This is a genomic window from Shewanella vesiculosa, assembly GCF_009994065.1.
GTDB classification, from domain to species: Bacteria; Pseudomonadota; Gammaproteobacteria; order Enterobacterales; family Shewanellaceae; genus Shewanella; species Shewanella vesiculosa.
This window is the reverse complement of record NZ_JAACSD010000013.1, coordinates 101,789-122,774: the sequence shown is the minus strand read 5'-3', so window position 1 is coordinate 122,774 and position 20,986 is coordinate 101,789. Positions and strand designations below refer to the sequence as shown.

The window sequence follows — 20,986 nt, the reverse complement described above, 5'->3', positions numbered from 1 at the left end:
AGTGTCTAATCAAGTAAATTATACCTGTGGCCAGTGTAATGAGCGATAGAAAATATTGATCATGACTTCACCGCAGGTTACAACAATGCTAACCTCATCCGACCAGACAACTTACTTACACAATAACCAGAGTCTTTCCAATGGCCCAAACTAAATCTAATAAAGTCATGTCGCTATATCAAAAAGTGACCGCGTACCCTTTTGGTAAGCATATATTCTCTAAAATGGTAGCGCGTATGGCGCCCTATTTTGGCACAGTACATCCTTACATAAGCGATTTACGTGTAAACCGTTGTGAATGTTTAATCAAAAAGCGTAAAAAAGTCCAAAATCATATTGGCACTGTGCATGTTATTGCTATTTGTAATGGTTTAGAAATGGCTATGGGCACTATGGCTGAAGCATCGATTCCGGCGCATTTGCGCTGGATACCAAAAGGAATGTCGGTCGATTACACTGCAAAAGCGGCGAGTGATATTCTATGTGTTGCAGAGGTAAAGCCAGAGCAGTGGCAAGTGGGCGATATGTTAGTCGATGTTAAAGCCTATGATACCAATGGTGTGGTGGTCGTCCAAGGGCACATTAAACTGTGGATTTCACAGAAACCTCAAAAATAATTAACTAAAGGTTGTCTATATCCACAGTTTTTATTGAGTTTTTTATTCAACTGATTGAAAGGCATAATGTTAATAACGCTGTGCGCAAGCCAATATAAATCATCATAATGGCTATGCTCTATGATGACTGTAAAGCTCACAGTTAAGGTATTTCAGACGAGATTAGTCAGTTTAAATGGCAGAACTCACTCAATCATCTTGTTGATTAATAAGCAATAATATTCCCATCAGCTCAGAGAGTGTTCGAGTCTGAGCTTTAAAAGGCGTCATATAACATGACGCCTTTTTCATTGGTTATACGCTAAGAGTGTGACTTGTCGAATTCCTTTTTAGCCTCATCTTTAGCCATACCATATTTCTCTTGCATCTTACCTTGGAATTTCTCAAGTTTTCCATCGATTTCCTGTAAATCATCGTCGGTTAATTTACCCCAACGTGCTTTTAGTGAACCAGATGCCTGCTTCCATTTACCTTTAATAATGTCGTTATTCATAATTAAATACTCCTCCAGGTGAGAAAAATTCTGGGTCGCCGCAGTAGACATATCCATCTTAAATAATGACATCTTGGACAAAACCCACAGCCGATGATGTGTATTGATGATGTGGCTCGGTATTAAATACACATCAGCGACAGCTATAATTTAGATATATCCCTAATCCGTAGTCCGGCTTTAGAGATTATAACCAAGCATTCAAATACCCCGCCACAGGGCATTTACACAATGAACCAGTACTAGTTTTTCTGTAACTGTTGCAGAGTTTTCATTTCGTCGTGCATCGATTGCGCATCCGCTCGAATATTGGTCAGTATAAGCAATGCCTGGCCCTGTTGATTTTTATCGATTGCATCATCTAGCACTTCAAGCACCTTATCTTCAACTTCTTCAAGTTGCTTAATATAGGTGTAGTCTTCATCACTTGAGAACACTGCCACAAATTTGGTGTATATTTTGCGCGACTCTACCGCAAAAGAACTCCCATCTTCAATATCACCTTGCTCAGCAATGGCGAGTGGTTGTAATGCTTGAATCGCTGTGGCTTTTTTCGTGGCCATTTTGGTGAAAGTACTTTTGAGCGCTGGATTACTGACCTTCTCAATCGCGTCTTGGTAAAACTCGACACCAGCTCTCATAACTTGGATGACATCTGTTACATTCTCTACACTTGTTTTTTGATTTAACATATTCACTCCTGTTTTGACTGTACTACTAACCATTGTTAGCTTACTTTCTTAGATGCAATAAACACCCCAACAATAAAATAAACTTATCAACTTGATTTTATTGAAAAATAAAATCAACCTTGACCTGCTTAATCTATAAAAGATGAATAATTTACAAGGAATATGAAGTTTTTACACACACGGTTGTGGTTTAATTTACTCCCCAATAGAGAACATAAACTTGTCTGATATCTACATGATTGACTCAAGTCATTTAACCAAGCCTTGTGGAGTATTAATGTTTATTCCGGAGTGAATAACAGATTAAATAGCAATTAAGTCGTCAATGTTTATGCAGGTTTGTGGCAGCGCAAAAAGCTCACCTACTTAGCTCACTTCAACTCGAGTTAAGTGGTGGGATATGTAAGGAAAAAGACAATATTAGTGGGTACACTTATTTACCGCTGGTTTCTTAAACACTAGCGTACAAGCAAAAACATATAATCCAGAAGTAGATGTTGAAATTAACTTTGGTAACTAGGGCAAGAATTTAGCCGATGCAGATACTAATGGCTATTCCCTAGATTTATATTTAGGTTTGCCAATTTCAGACAACATCAGTCTTTATGTCCGTGGTGGTCAATTGTGCTACAAGACTGATTATTCGGTTCTTGGCGCTCGCGACAGCACTGATGATGAAGGTTTATTTGCTAGTGTTGGTGGTAGTTATCATATTAACGAAAGCTGGACCGCTGAGGTCGACTACACACCATATGACAGTGACTTAAACCTTGATAGTGCAACCGATGATATTGATGATGCTAATTTCTCAACCGATTTAAAATAGGCCTCGGTCGGGTTTAAATATAAATTTTAATCGTAGTGATTCGGGATAAATAGCCCCATGTTTTTATCCAAAGGTAATTATCAATGGCTTCAACACTAAAATGTGTTGGAGCTTTTTTAGATAACGATTCAGCCCGTAATATACTTTACAGCCAGTAAGCACATATCTAAATAATCTCTTATACCGTTTTATACAACCATAAAATGAAACAAAGGCGCTGGCCTAACTAAGTGTATTGTAGGTAAGTATTACAGCGCTAATGTAACTATTACACCTTCATTATTAAACACGACTATATTAGCTGTGCCCTGTTGGGCTGTTAGGTAAGAAGAATTGATAGGATAATCGATTAATTTGCTTTAGGGCTAGCGCTGATGCAGTGCATCGGCAAACTATCCCTATGGCTATGAAGAAAATTTACGTTAATAAAATATGAATTAAACAAACTAATTTAATGACTTACGCTACTTTATTCCCGCTACTTAGTTGGCATAAGGGTTATTTCACGTATATCACATCGCGGATTAGCAGAAATAGCATATATAACAGCATCTGCTATATCGCTAGGGTCTAGTTTGTCAGGTTTAGCCTCATCGAAAAATGGCGTGTTAACCATGCCGGGGCATATCGTGGTACACCGTCCGTTCCATTCAGCCATTTCGGCTGCCAAATTCTGTCCAAACCCGTAAGCAAACCATTTTGAAGCGCCATAAACAGAGCCTTTAAGCGTTATCTTGCCAGCAATTGAACTGGTAATAATAAAGTGCCCCTGCGTTTCTTTTAGCGAAGGTAAACTGGCTTTTGCGGTAAATAATAAAGCGTTAATATTGACGTCGAGCATCGTTTTCCATTCATCTGGATCGCCATTTTCAATGCCAGCAGCATTAACACCAGTACCGGCATTAGCAAAGACAACATCAATTCGACCAAATTTCTCTTTCGCCTTGGCAACGACATTGTTAATCTCATCCAGTTTGGATACATCTGCCGTTACCGCCAAGACCTTGTCTTCGCCCCAACGTTTAGCTATTTCATTAAGTTTATCAGTGCTTCTTGCCGTGATCACGGCTTTGTGTCCAGCTTCTAGTACCTTATCTACGGTTGCGGCACCTATGCCACTAGAGGCACCGGTAATCAATATTATTTTTTCATTTGTCATGAGATTTATCCTTAATTCAAGCATTACTTAACTTGTTGGTTTTTTTCTGTGAAATGGTATCGATAAAAACAACAGCAATGCGATATCGCTGCTAGGTATGGTTATAGCTATGCAATACAGATACCACTTTACTCAGTACAAAACTCAACGTTGGGCCTATATAATGGTTTTTTCAAGCTTAAACGCATTATCTAGTTGCATTACAACAGGTGGTTGGTAATCTCTAACAGCACCTCTTTAATGAATAAAGAGGGTTCATAAATAGCTAATAGCAAAAGGAATTCGGTTATTAACGTTACAACTGACATGGATGAGCAAACTGCTCCGAGTAAACCGATACGTTTGGCTAATCTTGACGCGATTAGAGGGCTTGGCGTATTAGGTATTTTCTTCCTTAATATCTATTTTATGGGCAATAGTTTTTTCGGGTATGCTCCCCATGAAGTTCAACCCAGCTCAGATATTGGCATACTCATTTTTAGCAATTTCTTTTTAGAAGGTCGTTTCTTTAGCCTATTTGCGATGATTTTCGGTGTAGGAATGTTAATCCAATACCAACGCCAGCAAATGGAAATGGATACAGCCACCACTACCCAGAAGAATAAACACATAAAAAGCCGCCAATATTGGCTAATTGCCTTTGGCGTAATACACGCCATATTCATCTTTCCTGGCGATATCTTATTATCATATGGTGTCGCAGGACTATTAGCTTTTCGCTACATCACACTCAGTGCCGATGAGCAAATTAGCAAGGCTAAATGGTTTATCTTTTTATCACTAATCCCCATCGCGCTTATTTCACTGATGCCTGACGATCAAGTTTACTCACGCGAGTCAGCTTTTTTCACTGAGCAACTGTCGGCTTGGACCGGCAGCTATTCGCAACAACTGAAGCTGCATTTAAGCTTGTTTGCTTACATGTTAGCGGTGATCCCATTAACGTTAATGTGGTATATCGCAGGCTTAATGCTATTGGGCATGGCGTTATATAAACGTAATATATTTATTGATGGGCTGGACAATAAAACCCTGTGGCAATGTGTGTTTTGGGCCGTGGTATTGTCATCATTAGATTCACTGCTGAGTCTTAGCGGTAATCCAATGTGGGAAGCGATATCAGATCTATTATTATGGTTCAGCGCGCTTGCGACTGCTTTGATTTATATCCATATTATTGTAAAGCTATGCAAAAATACTCCCCATAGATTAACTCTGCTGCAGAACGTTGGTAAGCTGGCATTTAGTTTATACATTCTGCAATCAATTGTCGGTATATTGCTACTACGTTATATCGCACCAGAGTGGCTGTACTCGCTAGATAGAACAGGTTACTTATCAATTGCAATTATCTACAGCCTGTTACAGCTGGTGTTAGCCGATGTCTATTTACGTATATTTAATCAAGGTCCGCTAGAAAAGCTTTGGCGTATGCTAGTCTCACGTACCAGCTAATGAATAATCAATACTTATGAGAAAATCGTCTATAACAGACATTCTGTGCAATATTGCTCTATCTCATCAGATAGATGAACTTACTCTTACTGGGCTGACGCTAGCATGAATAAATTTGCTTGGTTAATGTTACTGCTTATCGGTGCTATTTGGGCTGCAGTCCAGCCTTGGCTTGCTGGAGTATATGGCATAATTAATCTGCTCACATTTACCTTGTACTACCGCGACAAATCGGCGGCTAAACGAGGGAAATGGCGCATAAAAGAAAGTACCTTACAATTTTTTGCCTTAATTGGCGGCTGGCCTGCAGCGCTACTTGGGCAATATCACTTACGCCATAAAACCCAAAAATCATCTTTTAAATGGGTGTTGTGGTGTTGTATCGTACTCAACTCAGCAGGGCTCAGCTTATTGTGTTACCAGCAGTGGCATCCGTTATTAGACGCATACCGTTAACCTCTTAGCTCAATGTTACCTTTAGCTACGTTGAGAAGTATTAGCCCAGCAGTTTTTGCGCTAAACTAGTCGCACTATCTACCCAACAATTCGAGATCAATTATGCGTATGATTTTGGCCGTACTGGTCATTGCGGGCGTTATTTTTTATTTTTTTACTCAATCTAACAATTCTAAAGCCGCGAAAGAAAACATTGAGAAAGGTAAGGTTTTTTTAGCTGAAAATGCCAAACGCCAAGGTGTGATACAAACCTTATCGGGCTTACAATATGAAGTATTAGTCAAAAGCGAAAACACTGAACATCCGAGCGCAAAAAGTAAAGTCACCGTGCATTATCACGGTACACTCATTGACGGTACAGTATTCGACAGCTCTGTTGATCGCGGCGAAACAATCAGCTTTGGCTTAAACCAAGTCATAGCTGGTTGGACCGAAGGTGTACAACTAATGAGTATTGGCGATAAATTCCGTTTTTATATTCCTAGCCAATTGGCTTACGGCAATCGCTCCACCGGCAAAATTGAAGGTGGTTCAGTACTCATATTTGACGTTGAGTTATTTGAGATTAACTAATCAGCACTGAGTATCAGTTTAAACTGAAAATAAAAAAGCCTCCTTGTTGGAGGCTTTTTGTTATGGGTTATTGACTCATTAGCCTTCACTCGATAACAATTTGATTATCATGCTAGATAAAACGGATCATCGATAGACTTCGCCGGCGGTGTAAACCATTTAGGCCCTTGCGCTGTCATATAGAAATGGTCTTCATGGCGAATACCAAACTCGCCTGGTACGCATAACATTGGCTCGTTACTAAAGCACATACCAACCGCCAGCGGGGTAATATCATTACCCACCAAATATGGCCATTCATGAATGTCTAAACCAATACCGTGGCCTGTACGATGAGGTAAGCCCGGAACTGCGTAACCTGGACCAAAACCAGCAGCTTCAAGTACTTTGCGCGCAGCAGCATCTACCTCGCCACACGGTGTACCAATTTGCGCCGCCTCAAATGCGGCAATTTGCGCATCTTGTTCAAGTTGCCATAACTGACGTTGACGAGCGTTGGGTTCACCAAATACATAAGTACGGGTGATATCTGAGTTATATCCCTGTAACTGGCACCCTGTATCAATCAGGACAGTATCATTTAGCGCTAATGCTTTAGGCGATTTAACCCCATGCGGATAAGCAGTATCTTGGCCAAATAGTACGATGCAAAAATACGATCCTTTAGGCGCACCAACGGCAACATGAGCTTGGTGAATAAAGTTTTCAACCTCTGTGGTAGTAATGCCCTCGTATAATATGCTGGCCGCCGCTTTATGTACTTCAAGGGTCATGTCTTTAGCACGTTGCATTAAGGCAATTTCAGCAACCGACTTCATCATCCGACATCCAGCTGTGACCGTTGTGGCGCTGACAAATCGATGCTGTGGAGCGGCTTGGGCTATGCCATCACTGATGAAAAAGGCGGTTGACTCATCAATACCAATTTTGGCTTGGCTCACGCCAATATTATCTAACACGTCGGCAAATAGCTGAAATGGACTTTCATCCTCATGCCACGTATTCACTTGGCCCTTAATGGTCATATATCCCTGTAACGTATCGAGCTCAAAAGCTGGCGCAATATACTGCACCTCACCCACAGCAGGGATAATAGCACCAACCATACGCTCACTCGCAAACCAACGAGTACCAGTAAAATAGTACAAGTTAGTGCCAGCATTAACATAAATCGCATCTAAACCGTGTTGTGCCATCAATCGTTGTGCATGTTGAATTCGTCGATTAAATTCATCATCACTTATCAACCCTATGCCATGAGTCATATTCGTGAGTGTGGCTAATGCTTGTTGCGGGCTAACGCCGCCGACACCGATTGTCATAGGTTTTCCTTTAGTTATTTTTATTGTTATTTATCTAGCAATAGAATGATTGAATCAAATCGTCTTATCTTGTCCAAATATACAAGATAATTACTACCGACAAGAATACCGTCTGCATCGCTTTGTTACCATTGTATACAATATAAGTTTACAATTTTTGTCTGTTTGATAAACATTATGTCAGCGACTTCACTTGCCAGTTTGCCGTCACACTTGCGATAATCCCCCTTCATTCTACAGAGCTGAGTTCATCAGTCGCCTCCAATGGAGAAACCATGTCCAATATTATTGCTACGCGCCTTAGCGCCATTCGCCAGCTGCTTGAAGTAAACCAAATAGATGCATTCATCATTCCCCGCGCTGACGAATATTTAGGTGAATACGTACCTGCCCGTAATGAGCGTTTACATTGGGCCACTGGCTTTACCGGTTCTGCTGGCATGGCTATTGTGCTAAAAGACCGCGCGGCAATATTTACTGACGGCCGTTACACAGTGCAAGTGCGTCAACAAGTAGACGGTAACTTGTTTGAATATTTAAGTCTGTATGACGATCCACAAATTGACTGGTTAATTGACACGTTACCTGCTGGCGCGAGTGTCGGCATCGATAGCCGTTTACACACCCTAGCTTGGTATCAACAAACTAAAGCACAATTTGATAAAGCCGACATCAATCTCGTCGACGTAGATAACAACCCAATCGATATAAGTTGGTTAGATCGCCCTGCACCGTCAGCATCAACCATGACGCTATTCAGTCATCAAGGAGCAGGACGTAATAGCGTTGAGAAACGTCAACAAATTGGTGTGCTGGTTAAAAAACAAGGTGCCGACGTCGCTCTAATTGCAGCATTAGACTCATGCTGTTGGTTACTCAATATCCGTGGTAATGATGTACCACGCTTCCCCGTCATTCTTGGTTGTGGATTATTATCAACCAATGGCGACATGACCTTTTTTACCGATTTAGCCAAAGTGCCGCAAAATATTGCCGCGCACGTTGGTACTGGCGTGAGCTTTAAAGATGAAGCAGAGCTGGCTTCTGTGTTGGCACAAATGAAGGGGGTTAAGTTATTAGCTGACCCATATTCTGCTAACGCATACTCGCAACTACTCGCACAAAAAGCTGGCGCAAAGCTGATTGTAGGTAGTGACCCTGTTGCATTACCTAAAGCACAAAAAAATAGCGCCGAATTAGCCGGTATGCGTGCATGTCATATCCGTGATGGCGCAGCAGTGAGCCGCTTTTTAGCCTGGTTAGACAACCAAGTTGAGCAACACATCATGCATGATGAAGCCCAACTGGCTGACAAGTTAGAAAGCTTTAGATTACAAGACCCACTGTATCGCGAACCAAGCTTTGACACCATTTCAGCTACCGGCGCCAATGCCGCTATGTGCCATTACAACCACAATAATGGCACGCCAAGCACCATGACCATGGACAGCATTTATTTGGTCGATTCTGGCGCGCAATATTTAGATGGCACCACAGACGTCACTCGCACCATCGCCATTGGCAAGGTGACCGATGAGCAGAAGAAAATGGTCACGCTGGTATTAAAAGGCCATATTGCCCTTGATACTGCCCGTTTCCCTAAAGGCACTTCTGGTCAACAACTCGATGCGTTTGCTCGTCAGTATTTATGGCAGCATGGTTTTGATTATGACCATGGTACTGGCCATGGTGTCGGTCACTTTTTAAGTGTTCACGAAGGCCCGCAGCGTATTGGCAAAAACGTCAATGGCGTGGCATTACTGCCGGGCATGGTATTGTCCAATGAGCCTGGTTATTATCGCGCCGACGGTTTTGGTATTCGTATCGAAAACCTGGTTACAGTGCAGCATTGCCAAGCCCTAACGGGTGCAGAGCGTGAAATGTACGAGTTTGATGTGTTAACTCATATTCCAATGGATGCACGCTTAATTGATAAGTCATTGTTAACTGATTTTGAAGTCAATTGGTTTAATCAATATCAGCAAAAAGTGCATCAAACCTTAGCGCCATTAATGCAAGGTGATGAGTTAACTTGGCTCAATAAAGTAACTGCTGCGATTTAAGCGTTAACCAATACAACATAACGCGCAAGCACTGAATATAGGGCTTTAGACGAATAACTCGTCTAAAGCCCTTTTAGTGAAATACCATTAAGCTCAAACTAGGTCATAGCACGCTAAGGCACGACATCAGCGGCAATATTTCCCCCATCATCACAAGCATATTTATCGTCAGATTTATCATGAGTTAACCTGTATACATGTATTAACCCGTTTGGATCGTAAGACGTCACTGTTATCTCTTCATCGATAATGCGCAATAACAGCATAATGTTGCCAACGTCGATCTTGAACTCACGTCGGTTAATTTGCCTATTTTTGGCAAACGCCACTATTACTAAATAATGGTATTAAATGGCCATACCAAGGGCGGCGATCCGTTATTAGTGATAAATGCTCAAAGTGTTATAACTGCAGCGAGTTAATTTTATTGTGAGGTATACAAAACAATCTGTTTTTAGTGCGTTTTTGCCTATATAACAAAAAATGTTAGCCGCTTCCTATTTCCGCATTGTCGATTGTTGTAAACTCCGCGCCAACAAAGGCTATGTTGGTAAGAGTAAATTTTACCAGACATGTGTTTAACAAAGTTGTTTAGCACAATACTCGCAGGTCACTAACGCTATATGCGCCAAGTGGATCTCTCACCTAAGTGTTTCTTGTTTAGGGCTCTACCTGCCATAGCCGTGTCGCCAATGAATGACCATTGGTTAACTCATAATTTAAGAGATCAAAAGGTATAATCACTATGAAGTCTGAACAGACTCTCTCTAGCTCGACCGCCGCTTCTGATTCATTTTTGGATCGTTATTTCAATATATCTGCCCGAGGTAGTACCTTAAAACGTGAAGTCATTGCTGGCTTAACGACGTTTTTAGCGATGGTTTATTCGGTGATTGTGGTGCCAAACATGCTCGGCGCGGCAGGGTTTGATCCTGCTGCGGTATTTATCGCCACTTGTTTAATTGCCGCGTTTGGTTCATTACTCATGGGACTATGGGCTAATTTACCTATGGCCATAGGGTGTGCAATATCACTCACCGCATTTACTGCATTTAGCATGGTGCTGGGACAGGGAATATCGATTCCAGTGACTCTTGGCGCTATTTTCCTGATGGGTATCGTATTTACACTTGTGAGTGTCACAGGGATCCGTCAATGGGTGCTCACTAACCTGCCAACCGGTATCGCTCACGGTACGGGAATTGGTATTGGTCTGTTTTTACTCCTTATCGCAACCAATAGCGTTAAATTGATTGTATCAAACGATGCCGGTTTACCCGTAAAGCTTGGTGATATTAATAGTTTACCGGTTATCGCAACGATTATTGGTCTTGCTATGACCATAGGGCTTGAGCGCCGGGGCACACCAGGTGGCATATTATTGGTAATAGTCGGACTATCGATTTTTGGGTTAATATTTGATCCAAGCGTGACTTATCAAGGGCTATTTGCTTTGCCGGACTTAATGTCTGATACATCGCTGATTGGTCAACTCGATATTATGGGCGCATTGAATCCAGTAGTACTGCCGATTGTATTGGCATTGGTGATGACCGCCATTTTCGATGCAACAGGCACGATTAGGGCAGTTGCCGGACAAGCGGAACTTCTCGATGATAACGACAATATTGTCGGCGGTGGTAAAGCACTGACATCAGACTCAGTCAGCAGTATTTTTGCTGGCGTGGTAGGCGGCGCTCCTGCAGCAGTTTATATTGAATCCGCAGCTGGAACCGCAGCAGGTGGCAAAACCGGCCTGACTGCAACCATCGTTGGCTTGTTATTTTTGATGATGATGTTCTTAGCGCCGTTAAGCTTTTTGGTACCCGCTTATGCGACAGCTCCTGCGCTTATGTATGTTGGCTTACTGATGCTAAGCAACGTCACCAAGCTTGATTTTGACGATAAAGTCGATGCAATGGCGGGCCTAACCTGCGCGGTATTTATCATTTTAAGCTGTAATATCGTTACTGGGATTATGCTTGGCTTTGTTACCTTGGTTATTGGCCGCATATGTAGCGGCGAGTGGCGTAAGCTGCGACTTGGAGTCATCTTAATCACCCTAGGTTTAGTCGCTTTCTACATGGGTGGCTGGGCGATTTAACCCAATTGTAAACTCGATATTAAGGCCAGCCATAGAGGCTGGCCTTTTTGTTTTCAACAACCATATAAGCTAACTTGGTTTTGCCTAATTACGCGTTAGTACAATTACTCAGTCATTTGGAAAAAATCAAAAGTTTGATAATAGTCTCTATAAGTCTCAGGCCTTAGCTGAGATGGGTGTTAACGTCGACATATGGCCTATTTTCCACAAACTAAGGAAAACCCATCGCTGTAACGGGCTTTTTTACTCAAAAATACTCAACGCTGCCGTATATGCTGAGGTTCAGAATCTATCATTTCTTGAGCTAGGCTAAAGTCATTATTAGAAGAAAAAATAAACCTAGTAGAGTATTTAACTTGAAGGGAATTCAAGTTAGTTACATTACTATCTGTAGAGGCCAAAACTTTGCCGTTTTTAATGCAATTATATACGTTTTCTATAGATTCAAATTGTTCAGGGTGTAATTGCTTAAGTTTCTGGTCATCTTCTATCAACTTATACTGATCACAGATGAACTTTGTTGTGCCCCCACACAAAAGTACCAATGTAAGCTCTGTAGTTAGAGGGAGATATACTTCTATTCCATCAACTTCCAAACCGATATTCCCCCTTTCACCTTCCCTCTTTGAGTTTTGAAAGGATATAGGATTATCTGAAATCCAAAACGGTGATGTTGAAGTTGAAGCTTGTAAAACCCAAGTTTTATTAAAAAAATGCTGAGAAAACATCTTAAAGTCAGAGAGACTGCTCAGCCTCCATAATCTCAGTGAGTCTTCGGTCAGCTCTTCATACCCTTCAATTTGCTCAGGACTAATACCTTTGAAAAACAGATCAGACATTAACTGGTCATAGAAATTGAGTGATTGATTAAAAGCAAATGGAGTTCTCAGATATTGAAGTGAAATAAACTCAGAAAAATTGTACTTATCATCATCAGTGAGATTTAGTAGAGAGTTGCTTTCTACAATACTATCAATAATTTTAGACGCTTTGGTTTCATATTCAGTTAGCTCATTCTCTAAAGTGCGTACAACTCCTGACACGTTATAATTGTAGTAATAATTCTCTGCTGCTACACCATTAATTGAAGATTCAAAAATATTTTTTTCCCATTTATCAAACACCCATAACTTCTCATTAATGTCTGTGAATCTTTTTAATAAAAGTCTTGGAACATAGTGTTGTCTCTTAGCAGTATTTTTTAGATTCATCAAATATTCTCATGTTATTGCTGCTATGAATCCAGCCAGCCATTATTAATCAGCTTGAAAGTGCTGACGATTTTTCGAGAAATGCCGTTGTCGTTTTTCTAAATGCTCACAATAAAAGATCAAGGGAGTTGGAGCGAATTAAGCCCTTAGAATAACTTAAGATACTTTCACTAATCAAAATTTCATAACTTAGATTTAAAGCTCTAGCTTATTTCTGTCCATAAATGATTTAACTCATGTTCTTGTATAGCACTTTTCCATAGCCATCAATGAAGTTGAATCGAAGAGACAAAAATTCAGGTGTAGATAAGCTAGGGAGTATCCAAAACACGGATGTTTTGGTTAAGCCCACAAGGACGTGCTAGCGGCGTCTCACTGGATTATCTGCACTAAAGCCTGCGGCAGGCAATTAATAACATTGAATTAACGACCTAAAATAAACTAGTAAATATGCAATAGGTTGGGCATTACTCGGACGAAAGTCCAACTACCAGCCAAGAATTTAGTTGGCTCAGGGTAAAATTTACAAAAAGATAAGTTATAACCCACTTTTGTCCAAAAACGAGTTAACAGCCACGCACTTAAGGTGCTGTAATTGCCATGACTATCAATCCATATCATCTAAACTATTCCCTGCTAAAAAATCTTCTCTTTTGACACAGATAAAGTTCAGGATTTAAACAAAAGTTTGTTATACTCCGCGGCCGCTTATCGATGGCACTCAATTGGGTGTATCATTCAAGCTTAATGTTTTTCAGCTATCCGAAGACGTTAATCAACCCAGTTAAGCATGAGTTCAGCCATAAATAAGGCTATCGGCCCCAATATTCCAGATTGATGTTGTGAAGATAATATTAACTTATCGCAACTAAATCGCTTTGTTTTGATGTACATACAGGAACCGCACCATGAAATTCGAATCTTTTAGCTTCGCCCCAGAAATATTACGCGCGATCGCTGAGTGCGGTTATCAATCTATGACGCCAATTCAACAACAAGCGATCCCGGCAATCCGCCGTGGTGAAGACGTGTTGGCCAGCGCACAAACAGGAACAGGTAAAACGGCGGCTTTCGCACTGCCTATTCTGCAAAGAATGTGTGATAACCCAAAAGAAACGATGCCGTCTAACACTCGCGCCTTAATTCTTACACCAACTCGTGAGCTTGCCGCACAGGTTGCAGATAACATTACCGCTTACAGTAAACACCTCAACTTAACCGTATTAACCATTTATGGTGGCGTTAAGATAGATACTCAGTCACAAAAACTGAAACGCGGCGCCGACGTGATTGTAGCAACACCAGGTCGTTTACTTGAACACATAGTGGCGTGTAACTTAAGTTTATCTAATGTTGAGTTTTTAGTACTTGATGAAGCCGACCGTATGCTTGATATGGGCTTTAGTGCCGATATTAAAAAGATCCTCCAAGCAGTAAATAAAAATCGCCAAAACATGTTGTTCTCTGCCACCTTCTCTACCGAAGTGAAAAAGCTAGCGAATGAAATGCTTGAAAAACCAAAAGTAATTACTGTGGATAAACAAAACACCACAGCAGCTACCGTAAGCCAAGTTATCTACCCTGTTGAACAACGTCGCAAGCGTGAATTATTATCTGAGCTTATCGGCACTAAAAACTGGCGCCAAGTGTTGGTATTTACCGCGACCCGTGATGCGGCAGACAAGTTAGTTAAAGAGTTAAACCTGGATGGTATTCCATCTGGCGTGGTTCATGGCGAAAAAGCCCAGGGTAGTCGTCGTCGCGCGCTACGTGAATTTGTTGAAGGCAAAATTCGTGTATTAGTGGCCACCGAAGTTGCTGCCCGTGGTCTTGATATTCAAAACCTTGAATACGTTGTTAACTACGATTTACCGTTTTTAGCCGAAGATTATGTCCACCGTATTGGCCGTACTGGCCGTGCTGGTAAAACTGGTGTGGCAATTTCGTTTGTAAGCCGTGAAGAAGAACGCACATTAGCTGACATTGAAAAATTAATTGGCCAACAAATTCGCCGTGTTACGGTACCAGGTTATGAAGTGGGTAGCCGTGAAATGCTGCTTAAGCAAATTGAAAAACGTCGTAGTTTTGCCAAAAAGCAACAACGCGGTGATAACGCTGGCGCACAGATGATTGCCGAGAAAAACATGGATGGCCGTCGTGTTAAAGTCGGTAAAGTGAGCAGTACCGTGAAGTACAAAAAAATTAAGTAATCTTTTTGATGCAAACAAAAAGGCGCTTCGGCGCCTTTTTTGCGTATTCATTAAAGTCATTAGCGTGTCATCTGGCGCATTGCTACCAGCAATATCCTTTGTTATCACTATGGAGCATTCTCAGGATATGACGTCACAACTAGCCTAAGCATAAAGCCGAGCAATAATCGCAAAGAATGTAAATCCTGTCGTGCCATGACTCATAGCTACAACACATGCAAAAATCTAGACTTGTCGTCAAAAAAACACAATCTTTCATCACAAAAAACAGTCATATTCGTACTATTTTCGCCATAAAGTGACTTTTGTAATGGCTTTTTAATAGTGCATCTCGTTACACTGTTCGGCATATAAAAATATCCCTACACAGAGGCTGTACATCATCATGGCGATTCCTACTACATTTGGCACAGCAAATACTCCAGGCACGATTAAGGCGATGCTATTAGGCTGCGGTGAACTCGGCAAAGAAGTGGCTATTGAGCTGCAACGTTATGGTATTGAGGTGATTGGGGTTGATCGCTACCCTAATGCGCCTGCTATGCAAATTGCTCATCGTTTTCATGTAATTAACATGTTGGATGCTGAGGCATTAAAAGCGGTTATTGAGCTTGAAAAGCCTGATTTAGTCATTCCAGAAATTGAAGCCATTGCCACCCAAACCTTAGTGGAACTAGAGCAACAAGGTCTGCATGTCGTGCCGACAGCCAATGCGGCCAAACTGACTATGGATCGTGAAGGTATTCGCCGTCTAGCGGCAGAAACCTTAGCGATTCCAACTTCAAGGTATTTTTTCTGTGACACCAAAGCAGAATTTGAACAAGCCGTAGCCGATATTGGTATTCCTTGTGTGGTTAAGCCGGTGATGAGCTCATCTGGTAAAGGTCAGAGTGTGATTAAATCAGCAGACACTGTTCAGCACGCATGGGCTTACGCTCAAGAAGGCGGCCGCGCAGGCAAAGGCCGAGTGATTGTTGAGGCCTTTATTCCATTTGATTACGAAATTACCCTGCTAACCATTAGCGCTGTTAATGGCATTCACTTTTGTGACCCAATTGGTCACAGACAAGAAGATGGTGATTATCGTGAATCATGGCAACCACAAGCCATGCCAGCTGATGTACTACAAAAAGCTCAAGCTATGAGCCAACGTGTGGTTGAAGCTCTGGGTGGATATGGCTTATTTGGGGTTGAACTATTTATTCGCGGTGATGAAGTGTACTTTTCTGAAGTATCACCAAGGCCACACGACACAGGTTTAGTCACTTTAATCAGCCAAGATTTATCTGAATTTGCTTTGCATGTTCGAGCGATTTTGGGCTTACCAATCAGCAATATTGCCCAACATGGACCCAGCGCTTCTGCAGTGATTTTAGCAACAGGCACCTCGACCAATATTCGTTATCAAGGCATCGCGGCTGCGTTAGCCCCGGCTAACACTCAATTACGTTTGTTTGGTAAACCCGATATTGATGGTCGCCGTCGTTTAGGCGTTGCATTAGCTCGTGATAGCTCGGTGGAAGCTGCGGTCGAAAAAGCTAAAATAGTGGCGAGTAATATCAAGGTTCTATTTTAAATAACGCTTATCTCAGTTAAGCAATAACAGCTCAACAAAATGACTTGATAGACAAAATTAAGCTGCCGAATCTGTTACACGTTTCAGCGGCTTATTTTTTGCTTTTTGCTTTTTGCTTTTTGCTTTTTGCTTTTAAGTGTTTGAGTGAATGTATACCTTAGCTTGATAACTTAGTTTTTTGCTTTTGGCAGTGACTTACTGGCTAAATGAAAGTGGACTAACATCATTAGACGAAATAGCGCTTTGAGTTTACGTTCCTGATCAAACTTACCCACATTGATCAATTTTCGTAATACGGTAATTTTCATATACAGGTTTTTCACCAACACATCACTTGGCTCATCTAGATATTTATCAAACTCTTTATAACCCTCAATGGTTTTAGCGCTCAGTCGAGCTTGTCGAATACGTAAACCTGAGCTCATGGCATGTTCAAACGCTTTAGTTTCTAACCCTTTAATAATATCAGCGGCGCTGATTTCCTGCGCTAAGCCATCAACGATAAAATGAATATTTGATTCAATCTCAAATTGCAGCGCATGGGTATCATGACGTACGTTATCAAACTTTGTCCGTTCTTTATCAACAAAATCAAACAAGATTTTCCATAGTGACATAAGCGAATATCCGTATTACTGGTGGTGATTAAAAAGCCATTAGCCATTAACCTGATTCAACACTTTACCCTGTTGAAACTGGTGTACATTTTCAACCGCGATGTTGAGTAGATTTTGTCTAGCCTGCAATGTTGCCCAAGCAATATGTGGCGTAATGGTAATATTGGCAGCACTAAGGAGCGGATTATCATGACTTGGCGGCTCAGTTGATAGCACGTCAACGCCAGCAAATCCATGAGCATGGTTAAGCCATTGGGCTAAATCAATTTCATTAATCAAGTCGCCGCGAGCAGTATTAACTAATAAACAACCCGGTTTAAGTAAGTGTAAACTGTCACTGTTTATCATATATTTGGTTGCCGCATTAAGCGGACAATGTAGCGATATAATATCGGCTTGCTTAAGTAAATGGTCACGTTGACACCATTGAATGGCTGCTGGTAAATTCGTTTTCGGTTGCGTAGTGGTGATCAAGACATTCATACCGAATGCCACACCTAAATTGGCAACTTGCTGACCAATATCGCCATACCCCACCACCCCTAAGGTTAATCCTTTTAACGAGGTTAATGGACTCAAACTAAAACAAAAATCCCGATTAGCAGCCCATTGTCCAGCTTTAACAGCGTGATCGTGTAAGGCCACCTGCTGATGGTGATGCAGAATATGGGCAAACACCATTTGCGCCACGGCATCTGGGCCATAAGCAGGAATATTGGTGACCACAATCCCCTGCGCGGTTGCGGCATCCATGTCTACAACATTGGTGCCTGTGGCAAGAACCCCAATATAAATTAATCCGGGCAGTTGCTTTAAGGTTGCAGCACTCAACTGGGTTTTATTCGTCAGCACAATTTGTGCACCTTGGCAGCGACTGACGATTTGATCGAGTGGTGTATGGTCGTAAATATCGCACTCGCCTAATGCCTCAAGCGCCTGCCAATTCAAATCACCAGGATTCAGAGTGTAACCATCTAATACCACTATTTTCATCGATTTTTGGCCCTATTAATAACAGCGTGCACAGGCATTGAGCCTATTACTAACGCATTCCACGTGAAGTTTTAATTCGCTCGTAAGCAGCTTGAATATCTTGCGCTTTAGTGTTGGCAAGCTCCATCATTTCTTCTGGTAAGCCTTTTGCAACAAGCTTATCAGGATGATGTTCGTTCATCAGTTTGCGGTAAGTACGCTTAACGTCTTGATCGCTTGCAGACTCTGATACGCCGAGGAGTACATAAGCATCAGTCAGCGGCATTTTATTACCTTGCGGCGACTGATGATGACTGAATTCAGCTTGCCAACGAGCCAGTAACACATCAAGTTGTGCAGCAAGACCAAGCTTATTGGCAATAGCGGATAAAATTTGCTTCTCATTGGCATGTAACTCACCATCAGATAATGCAGTTTGAATTTGGATCTCTAAAAACATCTGCGCTAACTCAGCTCGGCCTTGAGTGGCTTGTCGAAACAACTCAAGCTGCTGTAACAGATCAAAATCAGCTTGGCGCCCTTGGCGAAAAGCTGTTTGCGCATCAATACGCGATTGTCCCGATAACTTCATTTGATCCATTAACATGGCCGCAATACGGATGTCGGTTTCAGTCACTCGCCCAGAGGCTTTAGCTACATGGCCCATGACGGCAAATGTAGAGTTGAAAAACATCGCCTGACGCTCACCGCCTTTACGCATTAACGCGCTTAAGCCTTGGCGTCTGTCATAAGCATGGCCTAACCATAAGCCTAAAATAGCCCCAAAGAAACGCCCAAACATAAACCCAATGATAAACCCAAAAACTTTACCCCAAATTCGCATGTTGTTTTCCACTACGGTTAAATAATTAATATGTCGCGCTTCGCATTTAGGCGCGCTCGCATGCCTTAATCTTGAGCCAGTAATCGACTCTGCAGTTGTTCTAGTCGCTCAATCGTCCCGACATCGCACCAATAAGCCTTAAAATGCACACCTTGTATCCGCTGCTGGCTCATTGATTGCTTCAGCACAGGTCCCAAGGCTTGTTTACCTTCGGGTAAGTTTATAAATAATCGAGGATGGTAAATGCCCAAGCCAGCAAAGGTTAACTTTGGCTCATCATCAACCGTTAATTGGCCATTCACATCAATAGCAAAATCCCCCTGCGGATGATGCGCTGGATTATCAACTAACCATAAAAACGCGTCCGCTTCAGCTTGGATAACCTTTCGATAAGCTAACGAGACATCGGGCAAGTAATCGATAAATATATCACCGTTGATGACTAAAAAGGGCTCATCACCTAATAATGGTAATGCGTGCTTGATACCGCCAGCCGTTTCTAACGCAGTGGTTTCATCGCTATAACGGATCTTCACTCCCCAACGACTTCCATCGCCTAATATTTCAGGTAATTTATGCCCTAACCACGCCTGATTGATCACTATGTCACTCACCCCCAGCAAAGCAAGTTTCTCTATGTGATATTCTATTAATGGTTTACCGGCAACGCTCACTAACGGTTTAGGTAAGGTGTCGGTTAAAGGTCGTAAACGCTCTCCACGCCCCGCAGCCAAAATCATTGCTTTCATGCTTCGCTTACCGCCTCATCAATACTTTTACGGTTTACTCGCGGTAAAATCACCTTATTAACCCATTGACTAAATTCAGCAATTTGTGAGTACTGCATACCAATATCAGCAACGTATTGTAAGGTTAATGGAATATCAGCCAAATAACCGCGCTTGGCATCACGATGGTATAAACGTGCAAAAATACCTGCGGCTTTAATGTGGCGTTGTATGCCCATTAAATCAAACCATTGTTGATAAGTTGAAAACGTTACATCGTCACTCATCAATTGATGATCAATTGCCAGTTGATAATGATATCTCATCAACGGATTAACGATATCGTCAGGCCAGCGCACGTAACAGTCACGTAGCAGAGAGACAGCATCATAAGTGACTGCGCCATAGACGGCATCTTGAAAGTCGATCACCGCTAAGGCTTGATTATTTATCAGTAAATTACGGCTATGATAATCACGATGCATACCGACTTGAGGCTGTGCAAGGACATTTTCGGTTAACGCATTAAAGGTCGACTCAATCATTGCCTGTTCATTGTCCGTCAACGAGTAATCTAAATGCTCTTTCAGAAGCCAATCGACAAAAATCGCTAACTCTCGCATCACAAAAGCAGCGTCATAATCAGCCAGCGGACCATCTTGGGTCTCGGTCACGGATGCAATAATGGGTAATAAGTTTAATGCGCGCTGATAATAGTCGCTCACATTAGCTTTATTCAGCACCGACAACAGTTGTAATTCGCCCACATCAGTTTGCAAAACAAAGCCATAGTCATCGCAGGTGGCAAGTACTTCGGGTACCAATAACCCAGCATGATGATAAGCTTTTGCAATCGCTACAAAAGGCGCGATAGGCACTAAATCAATGGGCGAATCAGAGACAATATAATGCTTACCTTGATACTGAATACGAAAATAACGTCGAAAACTGGCATCACCACAGATCAAACTAATGGCAACGTTATCGCCGAAATATTGGTTTAACCAGTTACTTAACGCAACAAATCTTGGGTCAGATAAAATCATCTCAATGGCTCTTAACTAAAAA

The 20,986-nt window shown here is 41.8% G+C and carries 18 protein-coding genes and 1 pseudogene; 9 read left to right on the top strand and 10 right to left on the bottom strand.

The features are described 5' to 3' along the window. The first annotated feature begins 140 nt into the window (after positions 1-140). Positions 141-617 (top strand): hotdog fold domain-containing protein, encoded by a 477-nt coding sequence (locus GW828_RS14940; protein WP_182722487.1) that lies wholly within the window; start codon positions 141-143, stop codon positions 615-617. Positions 618-918: 301 nt separating this feature from the next. Here the strand turns inward: GW828_RS14940 and GW828_RS14935 are convergent, their stop codons facing one another. Both GW828_RS14935 and GW828_RS14930 read right to left on the bottom strand, forming a co-directional pair. Beyond that, positions 919-1,110, bottom strand: a complete 192-nt coding sequence (locus GW828_RS14935; protein WP_124017883.1) for a CsbD family protein — start codon at positions 1,108-1,110, stop codon at positions 919-921. A 242-nt stretch (positions 1,111-1,352) separates the two neighbouring features. Beyond that, positions 1,353-1,802 (bottom strand): PA2169 family four-helix-bundle protein, encoded by a 450-nt coding sequence (locus tag GW828_RS14930; protein WP_124017882.1) that lies wholly within the window; start codon positions 1,800-1,802, stop codon positions 1,353-1,355. 544 nt (positions 1,803-2,346) lie between these two features. On the opposite strand from GW828_RS14930, the pseudogene GW828_RS14925 reads away from it, so the two are divergent. After that, positions 2,347-2,628 (top strand): annotated as a pseudogene (locus GW828_RS14925) (outer membrane beta-barrel protein); the annotation flags it as partial. Positions 2,629-3,106: 478 nt separating this feature from the next. On the opposite strand, the gene GW828_RS14920 reads toward GW828_RS14925, so the two are convergent. Continuing rightward, positions 3,107-3,787 carry an SDR family oxidoreductase gene (locus tag GW828_RS14920; RefSeq protein WP_182742087.1) on the bottom strand — a complete coding sequence of 227 codons (681 nt, stop codon included), beginning with the start codon at positions 3,785-3,787 and terminating at the stop codon, positions 3,107-3,109. A 306-nt stretch (positions 3,788-4,093) separates the two neighbouring features. On the opposite strand from GW828_RS14920, the gene GW828_RS14915 reads away from it, so the two are divergent. From GW828_RS14915 to GW828_RS14905, 3 genes are all read left to right on the top strand, one after another. Next, the gene (locus tag GW828_RS14915) at positions 4,094-5,242 is read left to right on the top strand and encodes a DUF418 domain-containing protein (protein ID WP_273058489.1); all 1,149 of its coding nucleotides are present in this window, start codon (positions 4,094-4,096) and stop codon (positions 5,240-5,242) included. A gap of 105 nt (positions 5,243-5,347) precedes the next feature. Further along, positions 5,348-5,698 (top strand): DUF1294 domain-containing protein, encoded by a 351-nt coding sequence (locus tag GW828_RS14910; RefSeq protein WP_124017878.1) that lies wholly within the window; start codon positions 5,348-5,350, stop codon positions 5,696-5,698. A gap of 102 nt (positions 5,699-5,800) precedes the next feature. After that, complete coding sequence (locus GW828_RS14905; RefSeq protein WP_124017877.1) at positions 5,801-6,271, top strand: BamJ family beta-barrel-assembly machinery protein; 471 nt, start codon at positions 5,801-5,803, stop codon at positions 6,269-6,271. A 107-nt stretch (positions 6,272-6,378) separates the two neighbouring features. Here the strand turns inward: GW828_RS14905 and GW828_RS14900 are convergent, their stop codons facing one another. After that, positions 6,379-7,593, bottom strand: a complete 1,215-nt coding sequence (locus tag GW828_RS14900; protein WP_273058486.1) for a M24 family metallopeptidase — start codon at positions 7,591-7,593, stop codon at positions 6,379-6,381. 275 nt (positions 7,594-7,868) lie between these two features. Here GW828_RS14900 and GW828_RS14895 point away from each other — a divergent pair, with 275 nt between their 5' ends. Together GW828_RS14895 and GW828_RS14890 are read left to right on the top strand one after the other, a co-directional pair. Next, on the top strand, positions 7,869-9,656 hold the full coding sequence (locus GW828_RS14895; protein ID WP_273058484.1) for an aminopeptidase P family protein: 1,788 nt from the start codon (positions 7,869-7,871) through the stop codon (positions 9,654-9,656). 745 nt (positions 9,657-10,401) lie between these two features. Continuing rightward, positions 10,402-11,760, top strand: coding sequence for an NCS2 family permease (locus GW828_RS14890; RefSeq protein ID WP_182698982.1), 1,359 nt, complete (start codon positions 10,402-10,404; stop codon positions 11,758-11,760). Positions 11,761-12,017: 257 nt separating this feature from the next. Here the strand turns inward: GW828_RS14890 and GW828_RS14885 are convergent, their stop codons facing one another. Continuing rightward, on the bottom strand, positions 12,018-12,971 hold the full coding sequence (locus GW828_RS14885) for a DUF4238 domain-containing protein (protein WP_273058482.1): 954 nt from the start codon (positions 12,969-12,971) through the stop codon (positions 12,018-12,020). Positions 12,972-13,879: 908 nt separating this feature from the next. On the opposite strand from GW828_RS14885, the gene GW828_RS14880 reads away from it, so the two are divergent. Beyond that, a complete protein-coding gene (locus tag GW828_RS14880) occupies positions 13,880-15,181 on the top strand; it encodes a DEAD/DEAH box helicase (RefSeq protein WP_124017872.1) in 1,302 nt (433 codons plus the stop codon). Between the two features lie 385 nt (positions 15,182-15,566). Further along, complete coding sequence (gene purT, locus GW828_RS14875) at positions 15,567-16,757, top strand: formate-dependent phosphoribosylglycinamide formyltransferase (protein WP_273058479.1); 1,191 nt, start codon at positions 15,567-15,569, stop codon at positions 16,755-16,757. 170 nt (positions 16,758-16,927) lie between these two features. Here purT and GW828_RS14870 read toward each other — a convergent pair whose 3' ends face one another. From GW828_RS14870 to GW828_RS14850, 5 genes are all read right to left on the bottom strand, one after another. Beyond that, on the bottom strand, positions 16,928-17,374 hold the full coding sequence (locus GW828_RS14870; RefSeq protein WP_124017870.1) for a hypothetical protein: 447 nt from the start codon (positions 17,372-17,374) through the stop codon (positions 16,928-16,930). Positions 17,375-17,413: 39 nt separating this feature from the next. Further along, entirely contained in the window at positions 17,414-18,367 is a 954-nt protein-coding gene (locus GW828_RS14865; RefSeq protein WP_273058477.1) for a D-2-hydroxyacid dehydrogenase, read from the bottom strand. 49 nt (positions 18,368-18,416) lie between these two features. Next, positions 18,417-19,190 (bottom strand): co-chaperone DjlA, encoded by a 774-nt coding sequence (gene djlA, locus GW828_RS14860; RefSeq protein ID WP_182754196.1) that lies wholly within the window; start codon positions 19,188-19,190, stop codon positions 18,417-18,419. A 65-nt stretch (positions 19,191-19,255) separates the two neighbouring features. Beyond that, positions 19,256-19,939 carry an N-acetylmuramate alpha-1-phosphate uridylyltransferase MurU gene (murU, locus tag GW828_RS14855; RefSeq protein WP_182742080.1) on the bottom strand — a complete coding sequence of 228 codons (684 nt, stop codon included), beginning with the start codon at positions 19,937-19,939 and terminating at the stop codon, positions 19,256-19,258. Then, positions 19,936-20,964: an aminoglycoside phosphotransferase family protein gene (locus GW828_RS14850; RefSeq protein ID WP_182754193.1), complete on the bottom strand. Its 1,029-nt coding sequence runs from the start codon at positions 20,962-20,964 to the stop codon at positions 19,936-19,938. The genes murU and GW828_RS14850 overlap by 4 nt, the downstream gene beginning before the upstream one ends. Positions 20,965-20,986 lie beyond the last annotated feature (22 nt).

What these genes read in the sequence shown, in the direction of transcription:
- GW828_RS14940 (WP_182722487.1), top strand. Translation starts at nt 141, where the DNA reads ATGGCCCAAACTAAATCTAATAAAGTCATGTCGCTATATCAAAAAGTG.
- GW828_RS14935 (WP_124017883.1), bottom strand. Translation starts at nt 1,110, where the DNA reads ATGAATAACGACATTATTAAAGGTAAATGGAAGCAGGCATCTGGTTCA.
- GW828_RS14930 (WP_124017882.1), bottom strand. Translation starts at nt 1,802, where the DNA reads ATGTTAAATCAAAAAACAAGTGTAGAGAATGTAACAGATGTCATCCAA.
- GW828_RS14920 (WP_182742087.1), bottom strand. Translation starts at nt 3,787, where the DNA reads ATGACAAATGAAAAAATAATATTGATTACCGGTGCCTCTAGTGGCATA.
- GW828_RS14915 (WP_273058489.1), top strand. Translation starts at nt 4,094, where the DNA reads ATGGATGAGCAAACTGCTCCGAGTAAACCGATACGTTTGGCTAATCTT.
- GW828_RS14910 (WP_124017878.1), top strand. Translation starts at nt 5,348, where the DNA reads ATGAATAAATTTGCTTGGTTAATGTTACTGCTTATCGGTGCTATTTGG.
- GW828_RS14905 (WP_124017877.1), top strand. Translation starts at nt 5,801, where the DNA reads ATGCGTATGATTTTGGCCGTACTGGTCATTGCGGGCGTTATTTTTTAT.
- GW828_RS14900 (WP_273058486.1), bottom strand. Translation starts at nt 7,593, where the DNA reads ATGACAATCGGTGTCGGCGGCGTTAGCCCGCAACAAGCATTAGCCACA.
- GW828_RS14895 (WP_273058484.1), top strand. Translation starts at nt 7,869, where the DNA reads ATGTCCAATATTATTGCTACGCGCCTTAGCGCCATTCGCCAGCTGCTT.
- GW828_RS14890 (WP_182698982.1), top strand. Translation starts at nt 10,402, where the DNA reads ATGAAGTCTGAACAGACTCTCTCTAGCTCGACCGCCGCTTCTGATTCA.
- GW828_RS14885 (WP_273058482.1), bottom strand. Translation starts at nt 12,971, where the DNA reads ATGAATCTAAAAAATACTGCTAAGAGACAACACTATGTTCCAAGACTT.
- GW828_RS14880 (WP_124017872.1), top strand. Translation starts at nt 13,880, where the DNA reads ATGAAATTCGAATCTTTTAGCTTCGCCCCAGAAATATTACGCGCGATC.
- purT (WP_273058479.1), top strand. Translation starts at nt 15,567, where the DNA reads ATGGCGATTCCTACTACATTTGGCACAGCAAATACTCCAGGCACGATT.
- GW828_RS14870 (WP_124017870.1), bottom strand. Translation starts at nt 17,374, where the DNA reads ATGTCACTATGGAAAATCTTGTTTGATTTTGTTGATAAAGAACGGACA.
- GW828_RS14865 (WP_273058477.1), bottom strand. Translation starts at nt 18,367, where the DNA reads ATGAAAATAGTGGTATTAGATGGTTACACTCTGAATCCTGGTGATTTG.
- djlA (WP_182754196.1), bottom strand. Translation starts at nt 19,190, where the DNA reads ATGCGAATTTGGGGTAAAGTTTTTGGGTTTATCATTGGGTTTATGTTT.
- murU (WP_182742080.1), bottom strand. Translation starts at nt 19,939, where the DNA reads ATGAAAGCAATGATTTTGGCTGCGGGGCGTGGAGAGCGTTTACGACCT.
- GW828_RS14850 (WP_182754193.1), bottom strand. Translation starts at nt 20,964, where the DNA reads ATGATTTTATCTGACCCAAGATTTGTTGCGTTAAGTAACTGGTTAAAC.